Source organism: Pseudomonas fluorescens (assembly GCF_002022275.1).
In the GTDB taxonomy this organism is placed as follows: Bacteria; Pseudomonadota; Gammaproteobacteria; order Pseudomonadales; family Pseudomonadaceae; genus Aquipseudomonas; species Aquipseudomonas fluorescens_AJ.
On the sequence record NZ_MSDF01000013.1, the window covers coordinates 181,836 to 205,231 of the forward strand.

The following is a 23,396-nucleotide window of genomic DNA, read 5'->3' on the forward strand; positions in this document are numbered from 1 at the left end:
AGGACCGACAATGCTAGTGGCCTGACCGTTAAATGACCATCCCAACCGCTTAGCGGAACGGCGGCTCGTCGAAGCTGCGCAGTTTGCGCGAGTGCAGCGAGTTGAGTTCAGTGCGCAACAAATCCACTGCTTCGATGCCGATCTTCAAGTGTTGGCTGACCGCGCGCTCATAGAACGCGTTGGCCGAACCCGGCAGCTTGATTTCGCTGTGCAGCGGTTTGTCCGACACACACAACAAGGTGCCGTAAGGCACGCGCAGACGATAACCCTGGGCGGCGATGGTGCCGCTTTCCATGTCCACGGCCACGGCGCGAGACAGGTTGATCAGCGGCCGTTCCTGGGCCCAACGCAGTTCCCAGTTGCGGTCGTCGTAGGTCAGCACGGTGCCGGTGCGCAGGCGTTTTTTCAGCTCTTCGCCTTTTTCGCCAGTGACGTTGGCCGCCGCTTGCTGCAAGGCCATCTGCACTTCGGCCAGGGCCGGGATCGGAATGTTCGGCGGTACCACGCGGTCGAGAATCCCGTCGCGGCGCATGTAGGCGTGGGCCAGTACGTAGTCGCCGATGGTCTGGGATTGGCGCAGGCCGCCACAGTGGCCGATCATCAGCCAGCAATGCGGGCGCAATACGGCCAGGTGGTCGGTGATGTTCTTGGCGTTGGACGGGCCGACGCCGATGTTCACCAGGGTCACACCGTGGCCATCGGAGGCCTGCAAGTGGTAGGCCGGCATTTGGTAACGGTGCCACACCACGCCTGCCGCAATCGCAGAAGCCTCGCCGTGATCCATGCTCTTGTCGATGACCACGTTGCCCGGCAACACCATGCGGATAAACCGTGGGTCGCTGCGCAGTTGCTCCAGGCCATGCACGATGAACTGGTCAACGTAGCGGTGGTAGTTGGTCAGCAGAATCCACGGCTGCACATGGCGCCAGTCGCTGCCGGTGTAGTGCACCAGGCGACGCAGGGAAAAGTCCACGCGGGCGGCATCGAACAGCGCCAGCGGCAGCGGGTCGGTGTTTTCCCAGTCGTAAAGGCCGTCGGCAATGCCATCGGTGGCGGCCGACAGGTCGGTGCTTGGGAACACGCGGGCCAGGGTCGCGGCGGTCACGCCGGAGCCGGCCAGTTCGTCGCCCTGCTCCACCACGTACGGGTACGGAATGTTTTGCTGGCTGACACCCACTTCCACCGTCACGGTGAAGTCGTGCATCAGTGGCACCAATTGCTCCAGCAAATACTTACGGAACGCGGCGGGATGGGTGACGGTGACGCTGTAGGTCCCCGGCAACTGCACCTTGGCGTAGGCGCGGGTGGTCTGTGGGACTTCGCCCTGAACCAGGTAAGTCAGGCGCAGTTCCGGGTAGCGAAACATCGCGCGCTGTGCGGCGTCAGGCTCGACGCGGTCTTTGAGGTATTGCTTGAGGGCTTGATTGAGTGCGCCAGTGGCACGCTCATGCAGAGCCGCCAGCCGATCCACGGCTTCTTCGGCGGTTTTGACGACAACAAAAGCTTCGGTCACGGTAAGCATCCTGTGTTCTGACGTGCAGGCCTTTATCTTGCCTGTATCCCGGGCTCACTGAAACACCGGGTTTGGAATGCAGTAAATAATGTGGGAGCTGGCTTGCCTGCGATAGCGGTGGGTCAATCAGCAATAATGTGACTGATGGACCGCTATCGCAGGCAAGCCAGCTCCCACAGTTTGACTGTATTTATTCAGAGGGATTGAGGCGTTGAGCGGGCGACGATAGCTTCCACATCCACCCCACGCGGCAGAGTGCCATACACCCGGCCGGACGCCCCGCCCAACCGGCTGGCAATAAACCCATCACTGACCGCCGCGTTCCCCGCCTCCAACAGCAACTTGGCCTGCAACGCCACGGCAATATCCTCAGTCAATTGCCGCGCACGGTACTGAATATCCTGGGTGTCCATAAACGCCGACTTCAACTGCTCGATATGCCGCGCCAGTCGCTTGTCGCCATGCCCGTCGCCCAGTTCGACAAACAACGCCTCCAGCACGCCCGGCTCTTTGGACAGCGCGCGCAGCACGTCCAGGCACTGCACATTGCCGGAACCTTCCCACGTCGAGTTCACCGGCGCCTCACGGTACAGGCGCGGCAGGATGCTGTCCTCGACATACCCGGCACCGCCCATGCATTCGGCAGCTTCGTTGATCATTGCCGGCGCGCGTTTGCAGATCCAGTACTTGCCCACCGCCGTCACCAGCCGGGCGAATTTGGCTTCCTGCTCGCTATCGAGATGGTCCAGCGCGCGGCCCATGCGCAGGCTCAAGGCCAATGACGCTTCGCTTTCAAGGGCGAGGTCCGCCAGCACGTTTTGCATCAACGGCTGCTCACTGAGCACACGCCCGCCGACCGAACGATGCGCGCAATGATGGCTGGCCTGGGTCAGCGCCTGACGCATCAGGGCGCTGGAGCCGACCATGCAATCGAAGCGGGTCATGGCGACCATTTCGATGATGGTCGGCACGCCACGACCTTCTTCGCCGATCATCCAGGCCAGGGCGCCGCGGAACTCTACTTCGCTGGACGCATTGGAGCTGTTGCCGAGTTTGTTTTTCAGGCGCTGGATGTAGAACTCGTTGCGCGTGTCATCCGGGCGGTGCCGTGGCAACAGGAAGCAAGTAAGGCCCTTGTCGGTCTGGGCCAGGGTCAGGAACGCATCGCACATCGGCGCCGAGCAGAACCACTTGTGGCCCACCAGCTCATAGGCTTGCCCGGGGCCGCCCGCGCCCACGGGGTAAGCGCGGGTGGTGTTGGCGCGCACGTCGGTGCCACCCTGCTTTTCGGTCATGGCCATGCCGAGGGTCGCCCCGGCCTTGTGGGCGATGCCGACGTTGCGCGGGTCGTAGGTGGTGGCGAGAATTTTCGGTAGCCAGGTGTCAGCCACGTCCGGCTGCAGGCGCAGGGCCGGAACACTCGCAAATGTCATGGTCAGCGGGCAACCGGTACCCGCCTCGGCCTGACTGTGCAAATAGGTCATGGCCGCGCGTGCCACATGCGCGCCGGGTTGCGGATGCGCCCACGGCAGAGACGGCAGGCCATGTTCGACGGCGGTGCGCATCAGCTCGTGATAGGCCGGGTGAAATTCCACCAGGTCGATGCGATGCCCGTAGCGGTCATGGCTGCTGAACACCGGTTTGTTTTCATTCGCCAGAAACCCGGCCGCCATCAGCGGCCCACCGGCCAGCGCGCCGTAAGTATCGATACGCGTCTCGGCCCAGCCTGCGCCAAAACGACGCGACCACTCTTGCAGGGGCAAGTCGATGCGGTACAGGTTGGTGCCATCAAGCGATGGCGGCTGGTTGGTGACGTCGTGGGTTTCAGCGAACTGATGCAGGTTCATGACGGGCCTCCTGGAAAAGGCCACGTGCAGTTGAGGCCTGAATTTCAGTTAAGCACCGTCAACCGCCTTAAAAAAGTGGCATACGCGCCGAATGTTCGGCGCTTTCGCCCTCTATCGGGGTTAACAGACGGCGTTCCAGTGCCACCTGTAATAAGTCGAAACGAACGGGCTTGGCCAGACGTTCGGTCACACCTATGCCATGGCATCGCTCACGTTCGGGCGCCTGCAAAGAAGCGCTCAAGGCGATCACCGGCAACTCGCCGCAGCCGGGCAGTGCACGAATCTGACAACACAACGAGAAACCGCCTTCAGGCACGTCCAGCAGCACAGCATCGAAGTGTTCACTTTGCAACGTCGCCAGTGCGGCCGGGCCGGAGTCCACGGTTTTGACCCGGTAACCGAGCTTGAGCAGCATGCCGCGCACCGCGAGTTGACCGACGCTGTTGTCGTCCACCAGCAACACCGAGCATTCCTGCGGCGAGCGCTGGCGGGCGGGCGCTTGTTTGGGCTCTGACGGCGCCAGGGTGACGGTTGCTTCCAACTGGAAGCGACTGCCCTTGTGCGGCTCGGAATGATGGGTCAGGCGCCCGCCGAGCAATTCGATCAACTGTCGGCAAATCGCCAAACCAATACCCAGCCCACCGTATTCCCGGGTCATCGACCCATCGACCTGAAAGAAGCGCTGGTACAGCGTGGCCTCGTCGAGGAAGGCGAAGCCGATACCGGTGTCGGTCACGATAAAACTCAGGCGCAGCGAGCCATCACTGTGCGGTACACCGACCACACGCAGGCGCACGGCGCCGTCATGGGTGAATTTGAAGGCATTGTCGAGCAGGCAATCCAGGCATTGGCTGAGTTTACCGGCGTCGCCAATCACACGGTCCGGCAGTTCGTCCGCCACGTCGATGGAAAAGGCGAGGCCCTTGCTTTGGGCGCTGACGCTGAATTGCTGACGCAAGGCGTCGAGGGCAGCGCGCAGGCTGAATACTTCAGCTTGGGCGGTGAGGCGCCCGGCTTGCAGCTCGGTGAGGGTGAGGATGCCGTTGACCATGCGCATCATGTCCCGCGCCGAGCCGGCGGCGGTTTGCTGATACTGGGTCAGGTCGTCGTCCAGCGGCACGGTTTGCATCAATTCGAGGGAGCCGATCACGCCGTTCATCGGCGTGCGCAGTTCGTGGGTCAGGGTGGCGAGAAATTCGTCTTTGAGCCGGTTGCTGCGGGCGAGTTGCAGGTTGAGCACTTCGAGCTTCTGGCTGGCGTCGAACAGAATCTGCGCCTGCTGCTCGCGCATGCCGTTGATTCGGTCGGCCAGGGCCAGCGACAACAACGCCACTTCGATGGCCGAGCCGAGCTGGCTGGCGTACATGGTCAGGAACACATTGGGCAGGTAGCCCAACACCATCATCGTATTCACCACCCCGCCCAGCAGGAACGCCGACCAGGCGATGATGAAATAGCGCGCCATGCGCTGGCCGCAATACCAGGCTTTGATGGCGGCGACAAAAATAGTCACGGTAAACACCAGCGCAAGGCCTGTGGCCAGGCGCAGGGCCACGGCATAGCTGGTCAGCAGCGCCAGCGCCATCACCAGCGCGCCACAGGCGGCCAGCCCGATCAGTATCCGGTTGAGCCAGCGGCTGTGCTGCGCGGTGTGCAAAAAGCTGCGCGCGAACAAGCTGCCAAACAGCGCCGCCGAACCGATCAGAAAGGGCACCGCCGCATTCGCCCACCACGGGTTATTCGGCCAGAAGTACTGCACGGCCACGCCATTGACCGACAGCTGATACAGGCCGAACGAGGCGATATAGAGGATGTAGTAGAGGTAACTGGTGTCGCGCACGCTCAAGTAGATGAACAGGTTGTAGATCAGCATCCCCAGCAATACGCCATAGATAGCGCCCAACACATACAGGCGCAGCGGCTGTTCTTCGAGGTACGCAGTGCCGGCCCAGAGCGTCAGCGGGGCCTGGATCGAACCCTGGCTTTGCAGGCGCAGGTAAACGGTTTCCTGCTGGTCGGGCACGAAGTTGAGCTTGAACAGGTAATTGCTCTGACTGACTTCACGGCTGGAGAAGGGCAAAGCGCTGCCGGTGCGGGTGGTCAACCGGTAATTGCCAGCGTTGTCGCGCTGGTACATATCAAGACGATTGAGCGGCGGGTAGGCCAGCTCCAAAAACCAGGTGCGCGGGGAACGCGGGTCTTGGGCCACGTAATGCAGGTCGACTTTGAGCCAGAACACCGAACGCGAATAACCGGCGTTGAGGGTGGCTTTGTCATGGGTCTTGAACTGGGCGGCGTACGCGGGGGAGCTGACTTCGGCGATGGTGAGGGCGTCGGTGGGGTCTTCGAGCACTTGCATGACGCGGCCCAACGGCAGGCTTCGAGTGCTTTGATCAAACTCGATGGCGCTGGCGAGCATCGGCAGCCCGCACATGATTAACATCAGCAAATAGCGCATAGAGCCCCGGTGTGGCTTGCCCGGTTATGTCAAAAGCCCCCCATTCCTTTTGAGATGACGTATACCGGCGTTACATTAAGTTGTTTGGATCCACTCTAGCATAGCGGGTAAAGGCCATTAGACACCATTGAAATAATTTTCCTGAAGGCTCTAGAACGGCACTCTCAGCGGCTTTCACGCAATGAATTCGGTCGATAAAACCCGCGAAATCAGTCCTTTCTCACACTCGAAATTCCCCCCTCGCCAGGCAGCCACGCCAAAAGCGTTTGGTGGTAAGCTCGCGCACCATGAATATCTACAGCTCTCGCCCTGTTGTCCTCTGTCTCTCCGGCCATGATCCCAGTGGTGGCGCCGGCTTGCAGGCAGATATCGAAGCCCTGCTCGCCCAAGGCTGTCATGCGGCCCCGGCCGTCACCGCCCTGACCGTGCAGAACACCGTCAATGTCAGCGATTTCCGCGTGCTCGACCGCGAGTGGGTGCTGGCTCAAGCCAACGCCGTGCTCGGCGATTCCGAGGTGGCTGCGGTCAAGCTGGGCATGCTCGGTTCCACCGCCATGGTCGACACCGTGGTCGAACTGCTGCAGGCGCACCCGCACCTGCCGGTGGTCTGCGACCCGGTGCTGCGCGCCGGCGGCGGCGGGAGCCTGGGCAAGGATGAAGTCGGCTATGCCATGCGCGAGCGGCTGTTGCCGTTGTCGCTGATCGCCACGCCAAACCTGCCGGAAGCGCGCATCCTTGCCGAGCTGCCGCAAGGCACGGCAGACGAATGCGCCGAGAAGCTGTTACCGTTTATCAAGCACCTGCTGATCACCGGCGGCCATGGCGATGAGCATGAAGTGCACAACCGCCTGTACAGCCGCGACGGCACGCAGCAGACCTTTACCTGCCAGCGCTTGCCCGGCAGTTATCACGGTTCGGGCTGCACGCTGGCGAGTGCGCTGGCCGGTCGAATCGCTCAGGGCGAAGGCCTGGTCAGCGCCGTGCAGTCGGCGCTCAACTACACTTGGCGCACCCTGCGCGATGCCGAACAACTCGGCCAGGGCCAGTTCGTGCCGCGCCGTCTGCCGCTGGATTTTTGCTCGTAAGACGACAAAGGGGGCCTGCCCGATGAAACTACGTGGCCTTTACGCCATTACCGACAGCCAACTGTTGGCCGGCAAATTCCTCGCCTACGTCGAAGCGGCGCTGGACGGTGGCGTGACCCTGCTGCAGTACCGCGATAAAAGCAGCGATGAAGCCCGCCGCCTGCGCGAGGCCGAGAAGTTGCGCGAGCTGTGCTCGCGCTACAAGACTCAGTTGATCGTCAACGATGACGCTGAACTGGCCGCGCGCCTGGGTGTGGGCGTGCACCTGGGCCAGACCGACGGCCCGCTCACGCCAGCCCGTGCGCTGCTCGGCTCCAAAGCGATCATCGGCGCCACCTGCCACAGCCAGATCGAGCTGGCCGAGCAGGCCGCCAAGGAAGGCGCCAGCTATGTCGCCTTTGGCCGCTTCTTCAATTCCAACACCAAGCCCGGCGCACCCGCCGCCACTGTCCAAATGCTGGCCGAGGCCCGCACGCGGTTGCAGTTGCCGATCTGCGTGATCGGCGGCGTCACCCTGGAAAACGCCGAACCTCTGGTGGCCCACGGTGCCGACCTGCTTGCCGTGGTGCATGGCCTGTTCGGTGCCGACACTGCCCAGGAAGTCACGCGCCGCGCCCGTGCGTTCAACGCCCTACTCAAGATTTGATTTCAGAGAGACCCATCATGTCCCGTTCCGAAACGCTGTTTGCCAATGCCCAAAAACATATCCCCGGCGGTGTGAACTCCCCCGTGCGTGCGTTCAAAAGCGTGGGCGGCACGCCATTGTTCTTCAAACATGCCGAAGGCGCCTACGTCACCGACGAAGATGACAAACGTTATGTGGACTACGTAGGTTCGTGGGGCCCGATGATCCTCGGCCACAGCCATCCGGACGTACTGGACGCGGTGCGTCAGCAGCTGCAACACGGCCTGTCCTACGGCGCGCCGACCGCCATGGAAACAGAGATGGCCGACCTGGTCTGCTCGATCGTGCCGTCGATGGAAATGGTGCGCATGGTCAGTTCCGGCACCGAAGCCACCATGAGCGCGATTCGCCTGGCCCGTGGTTTCACCGGTCGCGACAGCATCATCAAGTTCGAAGGCTGCTACCACGGCCACTCCGACAGCCTGCTGGTGAAAGCCGGCTCCGGCCTGCTGACCCAAGGCGTGCCAAGCTCGGCCGGCGTTCCGGCCGCCTTTGCCAAACACACCCTAACCCTGCCGTTCAACGACATCGCCGCCGTCGAGCAGATGCTTAATGAAGTGGGCCAGGACGTCGCGTGCATCATCGTCGAGCCCGTGGCCGGCAATATGAACTGTGTGCCGCCGGCGCCGGGTTTTCTTGAAGGCCTGCGCGAGCAGTGCGACAAGCATGGCGTGGTGCTGATTTTTGACGAAGTGATGACCGGTTTCCGCGTCGCCCTCGGCGGCGCCCAGGCGCACTACGGTGTTACGCCGGACCTGAGCACCTTCGGCAAGATCATCGGCGGCGGCATGCCAGTGGGCTGCTTCGGCGGCAAGCGTGAAATCATGCACCACATTGCGCCCCTGGGCCCGGTGTACCAGGCGGGCACCTTGTCGGGTAACCCGCTGGCCATGGCCGCCGGCCTGACCACCCTGCGCCTGATCAGCCGCCCGGGCTTCCACGCCGAGCTGACCGACTACACCACTCGCCTGCTCGACGGCCTGCAACAACGCGCCGATGCAGCCGGTATTCCGTTTGTCACCACTCAGGCGGGCGGCATGTTCGGCCTGTACTTCAGTGCTGCCGACGACATCGTTACCTTTGATGACGTGATGGGCAGCGATGCCGATCTGTTCAAGCGCTTCTTCCACTTGATGCTGGAAGGCGGCGTTTACCTGGCCCCGAGCGCGTTTGAAGCCGGCTTCACTTCGATCGCCCATGGCGAAGCCGAGTTGAAATTGACCCTGGATGCTGCCGAGCGCGCCTTCGCGGCCCTGAAATAAGGGGCACTGAATCTGACGTCGCCCTCGGCGGCGTCAGAATTTGCTACTTTGCTTACAGAGATTTCCTGCATTTTTCGAGAAATCACCTGCAATCCGGCAGATAACTTGCCCACGCAGCAGAAAAACGAGTAAAGACTTTGTAAGCAGGTGCCTGCTTATTTCATAATGCGCGCTTATTGGACTCCCCGAGGGTCCGCGCGCCCCGTCAGAGGTAAGTCGATTCCCATGAAACGCACCGGCCGCACCCTGGTTCTGGGCTGCCTGTTGCTCCTTCAGCCGCTGCTGGCACATGCACAAGCAGGCGGCAACTCGTTGTTAATCCCAGCGATGGGTCGTTGCACCCTCAATACCCAGCCAGACAGCCAGGCCGAAGCCCTGAGCGCGTGCCAGAAACAGGCCGATGGCGGGGATGCGCAGGCGCAATACGAGTTGGGTGAGTACTTCCACGACAGCAAAAACCCCGCCCGCGACCTCAACAAAGCCTTGAGCTATTTCGAGAAAGCCTCGTTGCAGGGCCACGCGCAGGCGCAATTCCAGCTGGGCAACATGTTCTTCAAAGGCGAAGGCGTGCCGGCCAACAACGTGCAGGCGTACATCGTGCTGAAGATGGCGGCGGTGAATGGCGCTGAAGACGCGCTGGACACGGCCGACGAAGTGGCCGAGCACATGCAGCGTGATGAGTTGGAAGTGGCGACGCAGGTGTTGGGGCAGATTTTCCGCAATTACTTGCAGGAATTGCAGAGTGCGGATGGGCGTTCGCCGTTCTCACCCTTGCCCTGAATTCAGCTAAACCCTTCTATTGCTATCGCAGGCAAGCCAGCTCCCACATTTGACTGCATTCCAACGTTGGAACTCGGTCAAGTGTGGGAGCTGGCTTGCCTGCGATGGATTCAACGCGGTCTAACGCCCTACTTCTCAGGCATCGGCATCGGAAACGGCATCACATTACTGGTGCCCCGCGCCTCGCTGATCTTCGGCGTGCCCAGGCGCTCGACTTCATCGATGCGCACAATCGAGTGCATCGGCACAAAACTGCGCACCACGCCTTCGAACTGAGCCTTGAGTTTTTCCTCGCCCGGGTCCACGACCAGCTGAGTGCGCTCGCCAAAGACGAACTCTTCCACTTCCAGGAAGCCCCACAGATCACTTTGATAGATCTGCTTGGCGTACATTTCGAACACCTGGCCCTGGTTGAGGAAAATCACCTTGTAGATTGGAGCTTCGCGTTTGGTCATGGTGGGCGGATAACACATCGGGGATATAAAAGAGGGCGCGAACTATAGCATGGCACCCGATGCACAACGCTAGGAACCAATGGGCATGCCCCCTATAATGCGCGGTTCTTTACCACCAGTTGACGATTCCCATGGCCAAGAAGCTTTATATCGAAACCCACGGTTGCCAGATGAACGAGTACGACAGCTCGCGCATGGTCGACTTGCTGGGCGAACACCAGGCCCTGGAAGTCACCGCCCGCGCCGAAGATGCCGACGTAATCCTGCTCAATACCTGCTCGATCCGCGAACGGGCCCAGGACCGTGTGTACTCGCAGCTGGGCCGCTGGCGTGAATTGAAACTGGCCAACCCGGACATGGTGATTGCCGTCGGCGGTTGCGTGGCCAGCCAGGAAGGCGCCGCCATCCGCGACCGCGCGCCCTATGTCGACGTGGTCTTCGGCCCGCAGACCCTGCACCGCCTGCCGGAAATGATCGACGCTGCGCGCATCACCAAGCTGCCGCAGGTTGACGTCTCGTTCCCGGAAATCGAAAAATTCGACCATTTGCCCGAGCCGCGCATCGATGGCCCGAGCGCCTATGTGTCGGTGATGGAAGGTTGCAGCAAGTACTGCACCTTCTGCGTCGTGCCCTACACCCGGGGTGAAGAGGTCAGCCGGCCGTTTGACGACGTGCTGGCAGAAATCATCCACCTGGCCGAAAACGGCGTGCGCGAAGTGACCCTGCTGGGCCAGAACGTCAACGGTTATCGCGGCCAGACTGAAGACGGCCGCCTGGCCGACCTGGCAGAGCTGATCCGCGTGGTGGCTGCGGTGGACGGTATCGAGCGTATTCGTTACACCACCTCGCACCCGTTGGAGTTTTCCGACAGCCTGATCCAGGCCCACGCTGAAGTGCCTGAACTGGTCAAACACCTGCATTTGCCGGTGCAGTCGGGCTCGGACCGGATTCTGTCGGCGATGAAACGCAACCACACGGCCCTGGAATACAAATCCAAATTGCGCAAGCTGCGTGCAGCGGTGCCGGGCATTTGCATCAGTTCGGACTTTATCGTTGGCTTCCCGGGCGAAACCGAGAAAGATTTCGAACAGACCATGAAGCTGATCGAGGACGTCGGTTTCGACTTCTCGTATTCCTTCGTTTATAGCCAGCGCCCGGGCACGCCTGCCGCTGATCTCGTGGACGAGACTCCGGAAGCGCTGAAAAAAGAACGCTTGAACGCGCTGCAACATCGCTTGAATCAGCAAGGGTTCGAAATCAGCCGACAAATGGTCGGTTCGATTCAGCGCATTCTGGTCACCGATTATTCGAAAAAAGACCCGGGCGAGCTGCAAGGCCGTACCGAGAACAACCGAATCGTCAACTTCCGCTGCGACACGCCCACCCTCATCGGCCAGTTTGCCGATGTACACATCGATGCGGCGCAACCGCACTCGCTGCGCGGGTCGCTGGTTAACTGATTTCAGGGCAAATGAAGTCCAACTGTGGGAGCTGGCTTGCCTGCGATAGCGGTGGGTCAGTTAACTCAACTGGCACTGATACACCGCCATCGCAGGCAAGCCAGCTCCCACAGTGGATCTTCGTGGTTCTTGAGCGCCTATATAAGTGCTTTCGCACACAGGCGGCTGGCGTTATCCTCTCTTTCACCTCAACAGCCAAAGGGCGGCTAAAAGCGACCTTGAACGCACCCATCGCAGAACCCCATCGTTTTATCCTCGAGCCCTTTGAGGCTCGCCGTTTCGCCAACCTGTGCGGACAGTTCGACGAGCACCTGCGCCTGATCGAACAACGCCTGGGCATCGAGATCCGCAACCGCGGCAATCAGTTCGAGCTCATCGGTGAAGCCCAAGACACTAAATCGGCAGAAAATCTGCTGCGCCGCCTCTACCGCGAAACCAAGGGTAGCGAGCTGTCGCCGGAAACCGTGCACCTGTATTTGCAGGAATCGGCGGTGGAAGACCTGGCCAACAACCCGGTCGCCGAAGCCAGCGTGGCCCTGCGTACCAAAAAAGGCATGATTCGCCCAAAGGGCTTGAATCAGCAGAAGTACGTCAAAGCAATCCTCGGTAACGATATCAATTTCGGCATCGGCCCCGCCGGTACCGGCAAGACCTACCTGGCCGTAGCCTGCGCAGTGGATGCCCTTGAGCGCGAGCAAGTGCGCCGCATCCTGCTGGTGCGCCCGGCGGTCGAAGCGGGCGAAAAGCTCGGCTTCCTGCCCGGCGACCTCGCACAGAAGATCGACCCGTACCTGCGCCCGCTCTACGACGCGCTTTACGAGATGCTTGGTTTTGAATACGTGGCCAAGCTGATCGAGCGCCAGGTGATCGAGATCGCCCCGCTGGCCTACATGCGCGGCCGCACCTTGAGCAACAGTTTCATCATCCTCGACGAAAGCCAGAACACCACGGTCGAGCAGATGAAGATGTTCCTGACCCGCATCGGGTTTGGCTCCACGGCCATTATCACCGGCGACATTACCCAGGTTGACCTGCCCAAGGGCACCAAGTCGGGCTTGAGCCATGTGATTGAAGTGCTCAAGGACGTACCAGGTATCAGTTTCACGCACTTCTCACCCAAGGACGTGGTTCGCCACCCGCTGGTGCAACGCATTGTCGAGGCCTACGAGCGCTTCGAACACCGTGACGATGGTTTGTCCAAGGATGCCCGCCACAATGCTTGAGCTAGACCTGCAGCTGGCCACCGAAGCGCCCGCCCCAACTGAAGAACAGTTCCGTCAATGGTGCGCCCTGGCCCTGCGCCAGCGCACCGCCGACTCGGAGCTGACCATTCGCCTGGTGGACGAGCCCGAAGGCCGTGAACTGAATCACACCTGGCGCCAAAAGGACTACGCAACCAACGTGCTGTCCTTCCCCGCCGACGTACCGGATGAGTTACTGGATATCCCGTTGCTGGGCGACCTGGTGATCTGCGTCGCGGTGGTGGAGCGCGAAGCAAAGGAACAAGGCAAGGAACTTGAGGCCCACTGGGCCCATCTAGTCATCCACGGCTGCTTGCATCTCTTGGGTTACGACCACATAGACGATGACGAAGCAGAGGAAATGGAAACACTGGAACAAACGTTGCTTGCAGAATTGGGTCACCCTGACCCTTATGCAGACGACGAAAACTGATCAACACTCAACTGACACAACAAAGGATTTAGAGTAATCGCTATGAGCGAAGACCGATCGAGCAACGGGCAGAAGTCATGGCTGGGTAAACTGACCCAGGCTTTTGCCCACGAGCCGAAAAACCGCCAGGAGCTGCTTGAGCTGCTGCGCGAGGCCCATCAAAACAAGTTGCTGGACAGCGAAGCGCTGGCCATCGTCGAAGGCGCCATCCAGGTGGCTGACCTGCAAGTCCGGGACATCATGGTCCCGCGCTCGCAGATGATCAGCATCAAGGCGACTCAGACCCCACGGGAATTCCTCCCGGCCGTGATCGACTCGGCGCACTCGCGCTACCCGGTGATCGGTGAAAGCCATGACGACGTCATGGGTGTCCTGCTGGCCAAGGACCTGTTGCCGCTGATCCTCAAAGAGAACGGCGACAATTTCAATATCAAGGATTTGCTGCGCCCGGCCACCTTCGTGCCTGAATCCAAGCGCCTGAATGTGCTGCTGCGCGAGTTCCGCGCCAACCACAATCACATGGCCATCGTGATTGACGAATACGGCGGCGTGGCCGGTCTTGTGACCATCGAAGACGTGCTGGAACAGATCGTCGGCGACATCGAAGACGAGCACGACGTTGAAGAAGACAGCTACATCAAGCCTCTGCCCAGCGGTGACTTCCTGGTGAAAGCGCTGACGCCGATCGAGAACTTCAACGAGTTCTTCGACAGCGAGTTCTCCGATGACGAATTCGACACCGTCGGCGGTTTGGTGATGAGTGCGTTCGGGCATCTGCCAAAACGCAACGAGACCACCGAGATTGGCGCGTATCGCTTCCGCATCCTGAATGCGGATAGCCGTCGCATCCATCTGATTCGCCTGACACCTATTGCCCGCTAAGGACTGATATGCGCCGTCTGATTGCACCCGGCTGGCCCGGTAATTTGCTGGCCGTGGTGGCCGGCGCCATCACCACCCTGGCGCTGGCGCCGTTCGATTTGTGGCCGTTTGCACTGGTGGCCGTCGGACTGTTCTATGTCGGGCTGCGGGAATTGACGCCACGTCAGGCCCTGGGCCGTGGCTGGTGCTTCGGTTTCGGCCTGTTTGGCGCCGGCACCAGCTGGATTTACTACAGCATTCACCATTTCGGCGGCGCTTCGGTGCTGCTGGCTGGCTTTTTGATGCTGCTGTTTACCGCCGCGATTGCCCTGTTCTTTGCCCTGCCCGCTTGGCTCTGGGCGCGTTGGCTGCGCCGTAATGAAGCGCCACTGGCCGATGCGTTGACCTTTGCGGCTCTGTGGGTTGGTCAGGAAGCGTTTCGCGGCTGGTTCCTTACCGGTTTCCCTTGGCTTTACTCCGGTTACAGCCAGCTTGACGGTCCGCTGACTGGCCTCGCGCCATTGGGCGGGATGTGGCTCATTTCCTTCGCCTTGGCGCTGACGGCGGCGGTACTGTGCAACCTGCCGCGCCTGCTGGCGAGTAAACGCAACGCCTTTATCGGCGCGGGCCTGGTGCTGTTGGTAGCGCCTTGGGCGATTGGTCTGGCGCTCAAGCATCACGCCTGGACCACGCCGTCCGGCCCGCCGCTGACGGTGGCTGCGGTGCAAGGCAACGTCGAACAAAGCATGAAGTGGGACCCGGAACAGCTCAATGCTCAGCTCGCGCTGTACCGCGACATGAGCTTCAGCTCCAAGCGTGTCGACCTGCTGGTGTGGCCGGAAACGGCCGTGCCGGTGCTCAAGGAGTCCGTCGAGGGCTACCTGGGCATGATGAGCAAGTTTGCCGCCGACCGGCACACCGCGCTGATCACCGGCGTGCCGATCCGCCAGGAAGTGCACCACCAGAAGCGTTTTTTCAACGGCATCACGGTGTTGGGCGAAGGTGAAGGCACTTATCTGAAGCAAAAGCTGGTGCCGTTTGGCGAATACGTGCCGCTGCAAGACATGCTGCGCGGGCTGATCGCCTTCTTCGACCTGCCCATGTCCGACTTCGCCCGCGGCCCTGCCGATCAGGCGATGCTGCAGGCCAAGGGCTATCAGATTGCGCCGTTCATTTGCTACGAAGTGGTGTACCCGGAATTCGCTGCCGGCCTGTCGGCCCAGAGCGATTTGCTGCTGACCATCAGCAACGACACCTGGTTCGGCCGCTCGATCGGCCCGCTGCAACACCTGCAAATGGCGCAGATGCGTGCGCTGGAAGCCGGCCGCTGGATGATCCGCGCAACCAACAATGGCGTGACCGGGCTGATCAACCCGTTCGGGCAGATTACCGAGCAGATTCCACAGTTCGAGCGCGGCATTCTCTACGGTGAGGTGGTGCCGATGCACAACCTGACGCCGTACCTGGAATGGCGCTCGTGGCCGCTGATCATTGTGTGCCTGGTGTTGTTTGGCTGGGCATTGCTGGCGGGGCGGATGGCCAAAACCGTTTAATAAACACTGCAAAACCAATGTGGGAGCTGGCTTGCCTGCGATAGCATCACCTCGGTCCAACTGATACACCGAGATGCCTGCATCGCAGGCAAGCCAGCTCCCACATTTGATCTTCCGCGCTACGACTTACCGGTAGAACATTCGATACCCCACCTGCCCCACCGCCTCGTTGATCAACTGCCCGCTGCGCCACACCGACACAAACTCCGGCAACCAGCCACCCAGTGGCCGCGCATTGTCCACGCCTAAAAAGCCCAAAGGCCCCGGCACCACGGTAAAACCGGCTTTCTCAAAGCTCCACACCGCACGCGGCATATGCCATGCCTGGGTCACCACCACCACGCGTTTAACGCCTTGCGGCAATAGAATTTCGGCGCTCATCTGCGCATTTTCCCACGTGGTACGGCTGCGCTCTTCCTTCCAGCGCACGGTGACGCCGAAGTCATCGAGCATCGACACGGCCATCAGTTCGGCCTCGCTCGGCGGCGTGCCGTAGTGCAAGCCACCACTGGTCAGCACCGGCAAACCGGACGCCTTGGCCAGTCGCGCGGCATAACGCTGACGCTCCAGCCCGATGCCGGTGGGCTGGTCAGTGCCCCACGCCGGGTCACCCCGCTCCCTGCCGGAGCCCAACACCACGATCGCATCGGCCCGCTGCGCCAGCGTGGCCCACTCTTCACGGGCCAGCGGGGGCTCGGTCTCCAAAGCATGCGCGCCCCATTGCACCATCACCGGCAGGCTGATCAGCCACATTCCACCCAGCCCCACGGCAAAACAAAACCCGGCCAGGCGTGGACGGCTTTTACGCAACCACCAGGCAAGCGCAAGCAGCAGCAGGAAAATGCCGGGCGGCAAGAGCAATTGTTTAATGAAATAACGAAAAGGCATCGGGCATCTCCACAGATGCCCGAAGCCTAGATGCAACGGGGTTTAGCGACAATCTGTACCAGCACCTTTTTGAGACGGCCAACGGATGACGCTGTGTTTCACTTGCACCGTACGGCTCGAATTTCTTCAGGGCTGCGACCGGCAGCTACATCCTTCAGCCAGATCACCTGTGCCGAACGCAAGGGCTCTTGGGTCGGCGGGGAAGCCTGCCCATGAGAGGCGCGGTGGTGATTCAATTCCAGGTAGCACTTGATCAATTCAAGTTCTGCCTGGCTCAAGCCTCGCAACTCCAGCTCCAGAGGCCGCTCATCACGCAAACGGCCTGCGGTTCTTGCTGCATCCAATGCACGACCCAAACGGTCGATCAGTCCTTCGTACAATTGCGGTTTCGTTAAAGTTCGCTGCGATTCAACCATCCCCTCACCTCATTGAAGATAAGACTCACTCCCCAATAAACAGCGTAGTCCCCGTGGCTGCGCCTGCCCGGCGCCGCGACAGACGGCCTCGCCCGCGCAATCAGGGTTTCCCTCGATAGAGTGGGGTCATGTATGCTACGGCGCTTCCTGTAACTCCACTTCCCGCAGGGTTTGGGCACGGACGCGCCGCTTTTTGGTGTCGATGGACCTGAACGTTGTACCGAAGAGGATTAGGCCACCCCTATTCAGTTCAAAAGTAGCCATGCACGAACAATATCAGCCCCGTGAAATAGAAAATGCCGCCCAAACTTTCTGGGACGAGCAAAAGTCCTTTGAAGTCAGTGAACAGCCAGGCAAGGAGACTTACTACTGCCTATCGATGTTCCCTTACCCCAGCGGCAAGCTACACATGGGGCACGTGCGTAACTACACCATCGGCGACGTAATTTCCCGCTACCAGCGCATGCTTGGCAAAAATGTCCTGCAACCCATGGGTTGGGACGCCTTCGGCATGCCGGCGGAAAACGCCGCGATGAAAAACAACGTAGCGCCGGCCAAGTGGACCTACGAAAACATCGCCTACATGAAGACCCAGCTGCGCAGCCTGGGTTTGGCGGTCGACTGGTCCCGCGAAGTCACTACCTGCAAGCCGGATTACTACCGCTGGGAACAATGGCTGTTCACTCGCCTGTTCGAAAAAGGCGTGATCTACAAAAAGAGCGGCACCGTCAACTGGGACCCGCTCGACCAGACCGTTCTGGCCAACGAGCAGGTCATCGACGGCCGCGGCTGGCGTTCGGGCGCGCTGATCGAAAAGCGCGAAATCCCGATGTACTACTTCAAGATCACGTCCTACGCCGATGAGCTGTTGTCGAGCCTCGACGACCTGCCGGGCTGGCCTGAACAGGTCAAGACCATGCAGCGCAACTGGATCGGCAAATCCAAGGGCATGGAAGTGCAGTTCCCGTACAACGTCGATTCCATAGGCGTTGCCGGCGCACTGAAAGTCTTCACCACCCGTCCAGACACCCTGATGGGTGCGACCTACGTCGCCGTGGCCGCCGAACACCCGCTGGCCACCCAGGCCGCACAGAACAACCCTGAGCTGCAGGCGTTCATCGCCGAATGCAAAGGCGGCAGCGTGGCCGAAGCCGACGTCGCCACCCAGGAGAAAAAAGGCCTGCCAACCGGGCTGTTCGTCGAGCACCCGCTGACTGGCGAGAAATTGCCGGTGTGGGTCGCCAACTACGTGCTGATGCACTACGGCGATGGCGCAGTAATGGCCGTGCCGGCTCATGACGAACGCGATTTCGAATTCGCCACCAAGTACAGCCTGCCGATCAAGTCAGTGGTGCGTACCAGCTCCGGTGACACCAACCCGGCCCCGTGGCAAGACGCCTACGGCGAGCACGGCGAACTGATCAACTCCGGCGAGTTTGACGGCCTGGACTTCGCCGGTGCTTTCGACGCCATTGAAGTCGCCCTGATCAAGAAAAACCTCGGTGCGTCGCGCACCCAGTTCCGCCTGCGCGACTGGGGCATCAGCCGCCAGCGCTACTGGGGCTGCCCGATCCCGATCATCCACTGCCAAACCTGCGGTGACGTGCCGGTGCCGGAAGACCAGTTGCCCGTCGTCCTGCCGGAAAACGTAGTGCCGGATGGCGCCGGTTCGCCATTGGCGCGCATGCCCGAGTTCTACGAGTGCGCTTGCCCGAAATGCGGCGCGCCGGCCAAGCGTGAAACCGACACCATGGACACCTTCGTCGAGTCCTCGTGGTACTACGCCCGTTACGCTTCGCCGCATTACGAGGGTGGGCTGGTCGAGAAGTCCGCAGCGGACCACTGGTTGCCGGTGGATCAGTACATCGGCGGCATCGAACACGCGATTCTTCACCTGCTTTATGCGCGCTTCTTCCACAAGCTGATGCGTGACGAAGGCCTGGTGAGCTCCGACGAGCCGTTCAAGAACTTGCTGACACAGGGCATGGTGGTCGCCGAGACTTACTATCGCCGCGAAGCCAACGGCGCCTACACCTGGTTCAACCCGGCGGATGTCGAGCTTGAGCGCGACAGCAAAGCCAAGGTCATCAGCGCCAAGCTGATCGCCGACGGCCTGCCGGTGGAAATCGGTGGCACCGAGAAAATGGCCAAGTCGAAGAACAACGGCGTCGACCCTCAATCGATGATCGACCAGTTCGGCGCCGACACCTGCCGACTGTTCATGATGTTCGCTTCGCCGCCTGACATGAGCGCCGAATGGTCCGACTCCGGCGTCGAAGGTTCGCACCGCTTCCTCAAGCGCGTCTGGCGCCTGGCCCACGCTCATATCAGCCAGGGCTTGCCGGGCAAACTGGACGTGGCAGGCCTGAACGACGAGCAAAAAGCCATCCGTCGCAGCACTCACCTGGCTATTCGCCAGGCCAGCCAGGACGTGGGCCAGAATCACAAGTTCAACACCGCCATCGCCCAGGTGATGACGCTGATGAACGTGCTGGAAAAAGCGCCGCAAGCGACTGAACAGGATCGTGCGTTGGTGCAGGAAGGCCTGGAAACAGTCGTGTTGCTGCTGGCTCCGATCACACCGCACATCAGCCACGACCTGTGGAACCGCCTGGGCCACGAAGGCGCAGTCATTGACGCAGGCTGGCCGAAGCAGGATGACAGCGCCCTGGTACAGGACACGCTGCAACTGGTGATTCAGGTCAACGGTAAACTGCGCGGCCAGATCGACATGCCGGCCAGCGCCAGCCGTGAAGACGTCGAAGCCGCTGCACGCGTCAATGAAGGCGTGCTGCGCTTCACCGAAGGCCTGACGATCCGCAAAGTGATCGTGGTGCCCGGCAAACTGGTCAACATCGTCGCAAGCTAATCGGATCGGGCGCAGGGCTTGAGCCCTGCGCCGAACTAAACCTTTAGGGCCTCGATAAGGCCGACATGGTTTCAAGGGGAGCAACAAAATGATCAAACGCAATTTGCTGGTGATGGGCCTTGCTGTGCTGCTGAGCGCTTGCGGCTTCCAGCTGCGCGGCACCGGCACCAACGAACTGACCATCAAGGAACTGGACGTCAGCGCCCGTAACGCCTACGGCGATACCGTGGTTCAGTTGCGCCAGACCCTGGAAAACAGCGGTGTACACGTTTACACCGGTGCAACCTACAAACTGGTGCTGGTGGACGAACAGGAAACCCAACGTAACCTCAGCTACGCCAGCGCCGGTCGTGCGTCGGATATTGAGCTGAACACCAAGGTTGTCTTTGAATTGCGTGGCCGCGACCAACTGCCATTGATGGGCGACAAGATTGAAGTGCAGAAAGTCGTGAGCCACGACGGTAACAACCTGGTCGGCTCGGACTCGGAAAGTCTTCAGGTTCGCAAGGAAATGCGTCGCGAGCTGATCCAGCGCCTGATGATCCGCCTGCAGCAGCTGACGCCGGAAAAACTGGAAGCATTGCAACAAACTGCCGACAACAAGGCCAAAGCCGACGCCGACGCCCTGAAAGCCGCAAAAGAGTATGAAGACAACACGCCGAAACAATCGCCTGTTGAAGTTCCAGTCGAGTAAGCCAAACGGGGCGCCCCAGGCGCCCCGTTCGACCCGCCTATGAAACTCGCCCCCGCCCAACTCGCCAAACACCTCCAAGGTGGCCTCGCGCCTGTCTATATCGTCAGCGGTGATGACCCGCTGCTGTGTCAGGAAGCAGCGGACGCGATCCGCGCGGCTACGCGCCAGCAAGGCTTCGATGAACGCCAGGTGTTCAGCGCCGACGCCAGTTTCGACTGGGGTACGCTGCTGCAAGCCGGTGCGAGCATGTCGTTGTTCGCCGAAAAGCGCTTGCTGGAACTGCGCCTGCCGTCGGGCAAGCCGGGCGACAAGGGCGCAGCGGCCTTGATGGAATACTGCTCGCGGCCCGCTGAAGATACGGTGTTGCTGATCAGCCTGCCCAAGCTCGACGGCAGCGCGCAGAAAACCAAATGGGGCAAGGCGCTGGTCGAAGGCCCACAGACCCAGTTCATCCAGATCTGGCCGGTGGACAGCAACCAGCTGCCACAGTGGATTCGTCAGCGGCTGTCCCAATCGGGGCTGTCGGCGACGCAAGACGCGGTGGAACTGATAGCCGCTCGGGTCGAAGGCAACTTGCTTGCCGCCGCCCAGGAAATCGAAAAGCTCAAGCTGATGGCCGAAGACGGGCAGATCACCGTCGAAACCGTGCAAGGTGCGGTGGCTGACAGTGCGCGTTTCGACGTGTTCGGGCTGGTGGATGCGATTCTCAATGGCGAACCTGCTCACGCCTTGCGCATGCTCGAAGGGCTGCGCGGTGAAGGCGTGGAGCCTCCGGTGATTCTGTGGGCCCTGGCCCGGGAGTTGCGGGTGCTGGCCAATATTGCGCTGCAATACAGCCAGGGTATTCCATTGGACAAAGCCTTCAGCCAGGCCCGGCCGCCGGTGTGGGACAAGCGCAAACCCCTGATGAGCAAAGCCCTGCAACGGCACTCGGCGCAACGCTGGGCGCAGCTTCTGTTGGAGGCGCAGCGTATCGATGCGCAGATCAAGGGCCAGGCCGCCGGTTCGCCATGGATGAGTCTTAGCCGTTTGTCGTTGCTGATGGCTGGCCAGCGCCTGACGCTCCCCGCTGAATAACCTCCCTCGTAAACACAACACATACCCTGTGGGAGCTGGCTTGCCTGCGATGGCGGTGTATCAGCTTGCATTTCTAACACTGACATACCGCCATCGCAGGCAAGCCAGCTCCCACAGTCTTGAGCGTGCCCACATGATTTGGTGAAAACGCCTACCTGTCGCCGGGCTTTACAGCCGCGCCACTTCGGCAGATGATTTGCACCGCTCCACCCCACCTATCGAGAGTACCCATCATGAGCAAAAAGCCATCCAAGCATGGCCCCAACAAGGCCAAATCCATCATCGCCCAGCCACTGTTCCGCAGCCGTCAGGAACGCGCCGGCAAGGGCAAAGGCAGCTACCGCCGCGAAGCCTTCCAGTCTAATAGCTGGGAGGCTTCTTACTTTCTGGCTGCCTGAAGGCAAGCGCCCCTCCGACATGATAAGGTCTGCACCTGATTTGTAATCCCTGGACCTGTGCATGCCCTCTAGTCTTTCCCGTCGTTGGCACCTTCGCCAACTGATCGCTGCCTCCAGCCTCATTCTGCTTGTCGCCTGCGCGGAGAAACCCACCGCCGCGGACGCTCAACCCCTGCCGAAACTGCAAACCGTACCGGCCATCGCACCCGCCGTCGTTGCGCCTTTGGCCGTGGACAACCTGGATATCCAACCGACCCAGACCTTCGCCGAATGGCAGGCTGGCTTTCGCGTGGAAGCCCTTAAAACCGGCATCACCGCGGCGGTCTTCGACAACGCTTTCGCCAATGTCACGCCTGACATGGCGGTGATCCGCGCCGACCGCAGTCAGCCGGAGTTTTCCCGCCCGGTATGGGAATACCTCGACGGCGCACTGTCGCCAGTGCGCGTGCGGAATGGCCAGGCGCTGCTGATCAAATACGCCGACATTCTGCAAAGCATTGAGCAGCGTTATGGTGTTGACCGCCAGGCGCTGGTCTCGGTGTGGGGCATGGAAAGCAACTTTGGCCAGTTTCAGGGCAATAACTCGGTAATCCGCTCACTGGCAACCCTGGCCTACGAAGGCCGTCGCCCGGCGTTCGCCCAAGCGCAACTGCTGGCGGCGCTGCAGATCATCCAGCACGGCGATATCCAGGCTGATCAGATGAAAGGTTCCTGGGCCGGCGCCATGGGCCAGACCCAATTTATCCCGACCACCTACAACACCCACGCCGTCGATTTCGATGGCGATGGCCGCCGCGATATCTGGAACAGCCCGGCCGACGCCCTCGCCTCCACAGCGCACTACCTGCAAAGCTCCGGCTGGCAGAAAGGCCAGCCATGGGGCTTTGAGGTGCAACAACTGCCGTCGAATTTCGATTACGCCCTGGCCGACGGCGGCGTGCGCAAAACCGTCGCCGAGTGGATGAACCTCGGCATCCAGCTGCCGCCTGGCGCGAGCATGCCGCCGAACGTCAGCCAGCTTTCGGCGGCCTTGCTGCTGCCAGCCGGTTACCGTGGCCCGGCGTTTTTGGTGCTGGATAACTTCCGCGCGATTCTCAAGTACAACAATTCATCGTCCTACGCACTGGCGGTGGGGCTGTTGTCGGAACGGTTTGGCGGGGGTGGGGTGATTCGTGGCGATTGGCCAAAGGATGAGCTGCCGCTGAGCCGGTCACAGCGCATCGACCTGCAAACGGCGCTCACTGCCAAGGGCTATGACGCGGGTAACCCTGACGGGATTATTGGTGCGAATACGCGCAAGGCGATTCGTGCGGCGCAGCAATCGCTGGGCTGGCCGGCGGATGGGTATCCGACGGTGAAGCTGCTGGAGTCGTTGCAGGGTCAATAGCCCCGCGGATGGCGGCTACCGCTATCGCAGGCAA

At 60.9% G+C, this 23,396-nt stretch carries 20 protein-coding genes; 14 read left to right on the plus strand and 6 right to left on the minus strand.

Annotated elements, in window-relative coordinates; all coding sequences use genetic code 11:
• Nucleotides 1-49: 49 nt before the first annotated feature.
• The 3 genes from amn to BFW87_RS07335 form a co-directional block, all read right to left on the minus strand.
• Nucleotides 50-1,522, minus strand: coding sequence for an AMP nucleosidase (gene amn, locus BFW87_RS07325; RefSeq protein ID WP_176159720.1), 1,473 nt, complete (start codon nucleotides 1,520-1,522; stop codon nucleotides 50-52).
• A gap of 185 nt (nucleotides 1,523-1,707) precedes the next feature.
• On the minus strand, nucleotides 1,708-3,360 hold the full coding sequence (locus BFW87_RS07330) for an acyl-CoA dehydrogenase family protein (protein ID WP_078739247.1): 1,653 nt from the start codon (nucleotides 3,358-3,360) through the stop codon (nucleotides 1,708-1,710).
• Nucleotides 3,361-3,427: 67 nt separating this feature from the next.
• On the minus strand, nucleotides 3,428-5,818 hold the full coding sequence (locus tag BFW87_RS07335) for a hybrid sensor histidine kinase/response regulator (RefSeq protein WP_078739249.1): 2,391 nt from the start codon (nucleotides 5,816-5,818) through the stop codon (nucleotides 3,428-3,430).
• Nucleotides 5,819-6,105: 287 nt separating this feature from the next.
• Between BFW87_RS07335 and BFW87_RS07340 the strand changes: the two genes are divergently transcribed.
• From BFW87_RS07340 to BFW87_RS07355, 4 genes are all read left to right on the plus strand, one after another.
• Nucleotides 6,106-6,903, plus strand: coding sequence for a hydroxymethylpyrimidine/phosphomethylpyrimidine kinase (locus tag BFW87_RS07340; protein ID WP_078739250.1), 798 nt, complete (start codon nucleotides 6,106-6,108; stop codon nucleotides 6,901-6,903).
• Nucleotides 6,904-6,925: 22 nt separating this feature from the next.
• The gene (gene thiE / locus BFW87_RS07345; protein ID WP_078739252.1) at nucleotides 6,926-7,549 is read left to right on the plus strand and encodes a thiamine phosphate synthase; all 624 of its coding nucleotides are present in this window, start codon (nucleotides 6,926-6,928) and stop codon (nucleotides 7,547-7,549) included.
• 17 nt (nucleotides 7,550-7,566) lie between these two features.
• Entirely contained in the window at nucleotides 7,567-8,850 is a 1,284-nt protein-coding gene (gene hemL, locus BFW87_RS07350; protein WP_078739258.1) for a glutamate-1-semialdehyde 2,1-aminomutase, read from the plus strand.
• A 225-nt stretch (nucleotides 8,851-9,075) separates the two neighbouring features.
• Nucleotides 9,076-9,630: a tetratricopeptide repeat protein gene (locus tag BFW87_RS07355; protein ID WP_078739260.1), complete on the plus strand. Its 555-nt coding sequence runs from the start codon at nucleotides 9,076-9,078 to the stop codon at nucleotides 9,628-9,630.
• A 128-nt stretch (nucleotides 9,631-9,758) separates the two neighbouring features.
• Here the strand turns inward: BFW87_RS07355 and BFW87_RS07360 are convergent, their stop codons facing one another.
• On the minus strand, nucleotides 9,759-10,085 hold the full coding sequence (locus BFW87_RS07360; RefSeq protein WP_003194436.1) for a DUF1820 family protein: 327 nt from the start codon (nucleotides 10,083-10,085) through the stop codon (nucleotides 9,759-9,761).
• A gap of 131 nt (nucleotides 10,086-10,216) precedes the next feature.
• On the opposite strand from BFW87_RS07360, the gene miaB reads away from it, so the two are divergent.
• From miaB to lnt, 5 genes are all read left to right on the plus strand, one after another.
• The gene (gene miaB / locus BFW87_RS07365; RefSeq protein WP_078739261.1) at nucleotides 10,217-11,545 is read left to right on the plus strand and encodes a tRNA (N6-isopentenyl adenosine(37)-C2)-methylthiotransferase MiaB; all 1,329 of its coding nucleotides are present in this window, start codon (nucleotides 10,217-10,219) and stop codon (nucleotides 11,543-11,545) included.
• Nucleotides 11,546-11,763: 218 nt separating this feature from the next.
• Complete coding sequence (locus BFW87_RS07370; RefSeq protein ID WP_078739263.1) at nucleotides 11,764-12,768, plus strand: PhoH family protein; 1,005 nt, start codon at nucleotides 11,764-11,766, stop codon at nucleotides 12,766-12,768.
• Nucleotides 12,761-13,219 carry an rRNA maturation RNase YbeY gene (gene ybeY, locus BFW87_RS07375; RefSeq protein ID WP_078739265.1) on the plus strand — a complete coding sequence of 153 codons (459 nt, stop codon included), beginning with the start codon at nucleotides 12,761-12,763 and terminating at the stop codon, nucleotides 13,217-13,219. The genes BFW87_RS07370 and ybeY overlap by 8 nt, the downstream gene beginning before the upstream one ends.
• Before the next feature lie 42 nt (nucleotides 13,220-13,261).
• On the plus strand, nucleotides 13,262-14,101 hold the full coding sequence (locus BFW87_RS07380; protein WP_015373027.1) for an HlyC/CorC family transporter: 840 nt from the start codon (nucleotides 13,262-13,264) through the stop codon (nucleotides 14,099-14,101).
• Between the two features lie 8 nt (nucleotides 14,102-14,109).
• Nucleotides 14,110-15,633, plus strand: a complete 1,524-nt coding sequence (gene lnt / locus BFW87_RS07385; protein ID WP_078739266.1) for an apolipoprotein N-acyltransferase — start codon at nucleotides 14,110-14,112, stop codon at nucleotides 15,631-15,633.
• Nucleotides 15,634-15,759: 126 nt separating this feature from the next.
• Here the strand turns inward: lnt and BFW87_RS07390 are convergent, their stop codons facing one another.
• Entirely contained in the window at nucleotides 15,760-16,521 is a 762-nt protein-coding gene (locus BFW87_RS07390) for a YdcF family protein (protein ID WP_078739267.1), read from the minus strand.
• A 98-nt stretch (nucleotides 16,522-16,619) separates the two neighbouring features.
• Nucleotides 16,620-16,937, minus strand: coding sequence for a hypothetical protein (locus BFW87_RS07395; RefSeq protein WP_078739269.1), 318 nt, complete (start codon nucleotides 16,935-16,937; stop codon nucleotides 16,620-16,622).
• Between the two features lie 262 nt (nucleotides 16,938-17,199).
• Between BFW87_RS07395 and leuS the strand changes: the two genes are divergently transcribed.
• From leuS to BFW87_RS07420, 5 genes are all read left to right on the plus strand, one after another.
• Nucleotides 17,200-19,806, plus strand: a complete 2,607-nt coding sequence (gene leuS, locus BFW87_RS07400) for a leucine--tRNA ligase (RefSeq protein WP_078739270.1) — start codon at nucleotides 17,200-17,202, stop codon at nucleotides 19,804-19,806.
• A gap of 88 nt (nucleotides 19,807-19,894) precedes the next feature.
• Entirely contained in the window at nucleotides 19,895-20,500 is a 606-nt protein-coding gene (locus BFW87_RS07405) for an LPS-assembly lipoprotein LptE (protein ID WP_078739271.1), read from the plus strand.
• 39 nt (nucleotides 20,501-20,539) lie between these two features.
• Nucleotides 20,540-21,577 carry a DNA polymerase III subunit delta gene (gene holA / locus BFW87_RS07410; protein WP_078739272.1) on the plus strand — a complete coding sequence of 346 codons (1,038 nt, stop codon included), beginning with the start codon at nucleotides 20,540-20,542 and terminating at the stop codon, nucleotides 21,575-21,577.
• A 233-nt stretch (nucleotides 21,578-21,810) separates the two neighbouring features.
• Nucleotides 21,811-21,975: an alternative ribosome rescue factor ArfA gene (gene arfA, locus BFW87_RS07415; RefSeq protein ID WP_003176285.1), complete on the plus strand. Its 165-nt coding sequence runs from the start codon at nucleotides 21,811-21,813 to the stop codon at nucleotides 21,973-21,975.
• A 61-nt stretch (nucleotides 21,976-22,036) separates the two neighbouring features.
• Complete coding sequence (locus BFW87_RS07420) at nucleotides 22,037-23,362, plus strand: lytic murein transglycosylase (protein ID WP_078739273.1); 1,326 nt, start codon at nucleotides 22,037-22,039, stop codon at nucleotides 23,360-23,362.
• The last annotated feature ends 34 nt before the right edge of the window (nucleotides 23,363-23,396 follow it).

Excerpts from the sequence above, each read along its gene's own strand:
- amn (WP_176159720.1), bottom strand. The coding sequence starts at position 1,522 with ATGCTTACCGTGACCGAAGCTTTTGTTGTCGTCAAAACCGCCGAAGAA.
- BFW87_RS07330 (WP_078739247.1), bottom strand. The coding sequence starts at position 3,360 with ATGAACCTGCATCAGTTCGCTGAAACCCACGACGTCACCAACCAGCCG.
- BFW87_RS07335 (WP_078739249.1), bottom strand. The coding sequence starts at position 5,818 with ATGCGCTATTTGCTGATGTTAATCATGTGCGGGCTGCCGATGCTCGCC.
- BFW87_RS07340 (WP_078739250.1), top strand. The coding sequence starts at position 6,106 with ATGAATATCTACAGCTCTCGCCCTGTTGTCCTCTGTCTCTCCGGCCAT.
- thiE (WP_078739252.1), top strand. The coding sequence starts at position 6,926 with ATGAAACTACGTGGCCTTTACGCCATTACCGACAGCCAACTGTTGGCC.
- hemL (WP_078739258.1), top strand. The coding sequence starts at position 7,567 with ATGTCCCGTTCCGAAACGCTGTTTGCCAATGCCCAAAAACATATCCCC.
- BFW87_RS07355 (WP_078739260.1), top strand. The coding sequence starts at position 9,076 with ATGAAACGCACCGGCCGCACCCTGGTTCTGGGCTGCCTGTTGCTCCTT.
- BFW87_RS07360 (WP_003194436.1), bottom strand. The coding sequence starts at position 10,085 with ATGACCAAACGCGAAGCTCCAATCTACAAGGTGATTTTCCTCAACCAG.
- miaB (WP_078739261.1), top strand. The coding sequence starts at position 10,217 with ATGGCCAAGAAGCTTTATATCGAAACCCACGGTTGCCAGATGAACGAG.
- ybeY (WP_078739265.1), top strand. The coding sequence starts at position 12,761 with ATGCTTGAGCTAGACCTGCAGCTGGCCACCGAAGCGCCCGCCCCAACT.
- BFW87_RS07380 (WP_015373027.1), top strand. The coding sequence starts at position 13,262 with ATGAGCGAAGACCGATCGAGCAACGGGCAGAAGTCATGGCTGGGTAAA.
- lnt (WP_078739266.1), top strand. The coding sequence starts at position 14,110 with ATGCGCCGTCTGATTGCACCCGGCTGGCCCGGTAATTTGCTGGCCGTG.
- BFW87_RS07390 (WP_078739267.1), bottom strand. The coding sequence starts at position 16,521 with ATGCCTTTTCGTTATTTCATTAAACAATTGCTCTTGCCGCCCGGCATT.
- BFW87_RS07395 (WP_078739269.1), bottom strand. The coding sequence starts at position 16,937 with ATGGTTGAATCGCAGCGAACTTTAACGAAACCGCAATTGTACGAAGGA.
- leuS (WP_078739270.1), top strand. The coding sequence starts at position 17,200 with ATGCACGAACAATATCAGCCCCGTGAAATAGAAAATGCCGCCCAAACT.
- BFW87_RS07405 (WP_078739271.1), top strand. The coding sequence starts at position 19,895 with ATGATCAAACGCAATTTGCTGGTGATGGGCCTTGCTGTGCTGCTGAGC.
- holA (WP_078739272.1), top strand. The coding sequence starts at position 20,540 with ATGAAACTCGCCCCCGCCCAACTCGCCAAACACCTCCAAGGTGGCCTC.
- arfA (WP_003176285.1), top strand. The coding sequence starts at position 21,811 with ATGAGCAAAAAGCCATCCAAGCATGGCCCCAACAAGGCCAAATCCATC.
- BFW87_RS07420 (WP_078739273.1), top strand. The coding sequence starts at position 22,037 with ATGCCCTCTAGTCTTTCCCGTCGTTGGCACCTTCGCCAACTGATCGCT.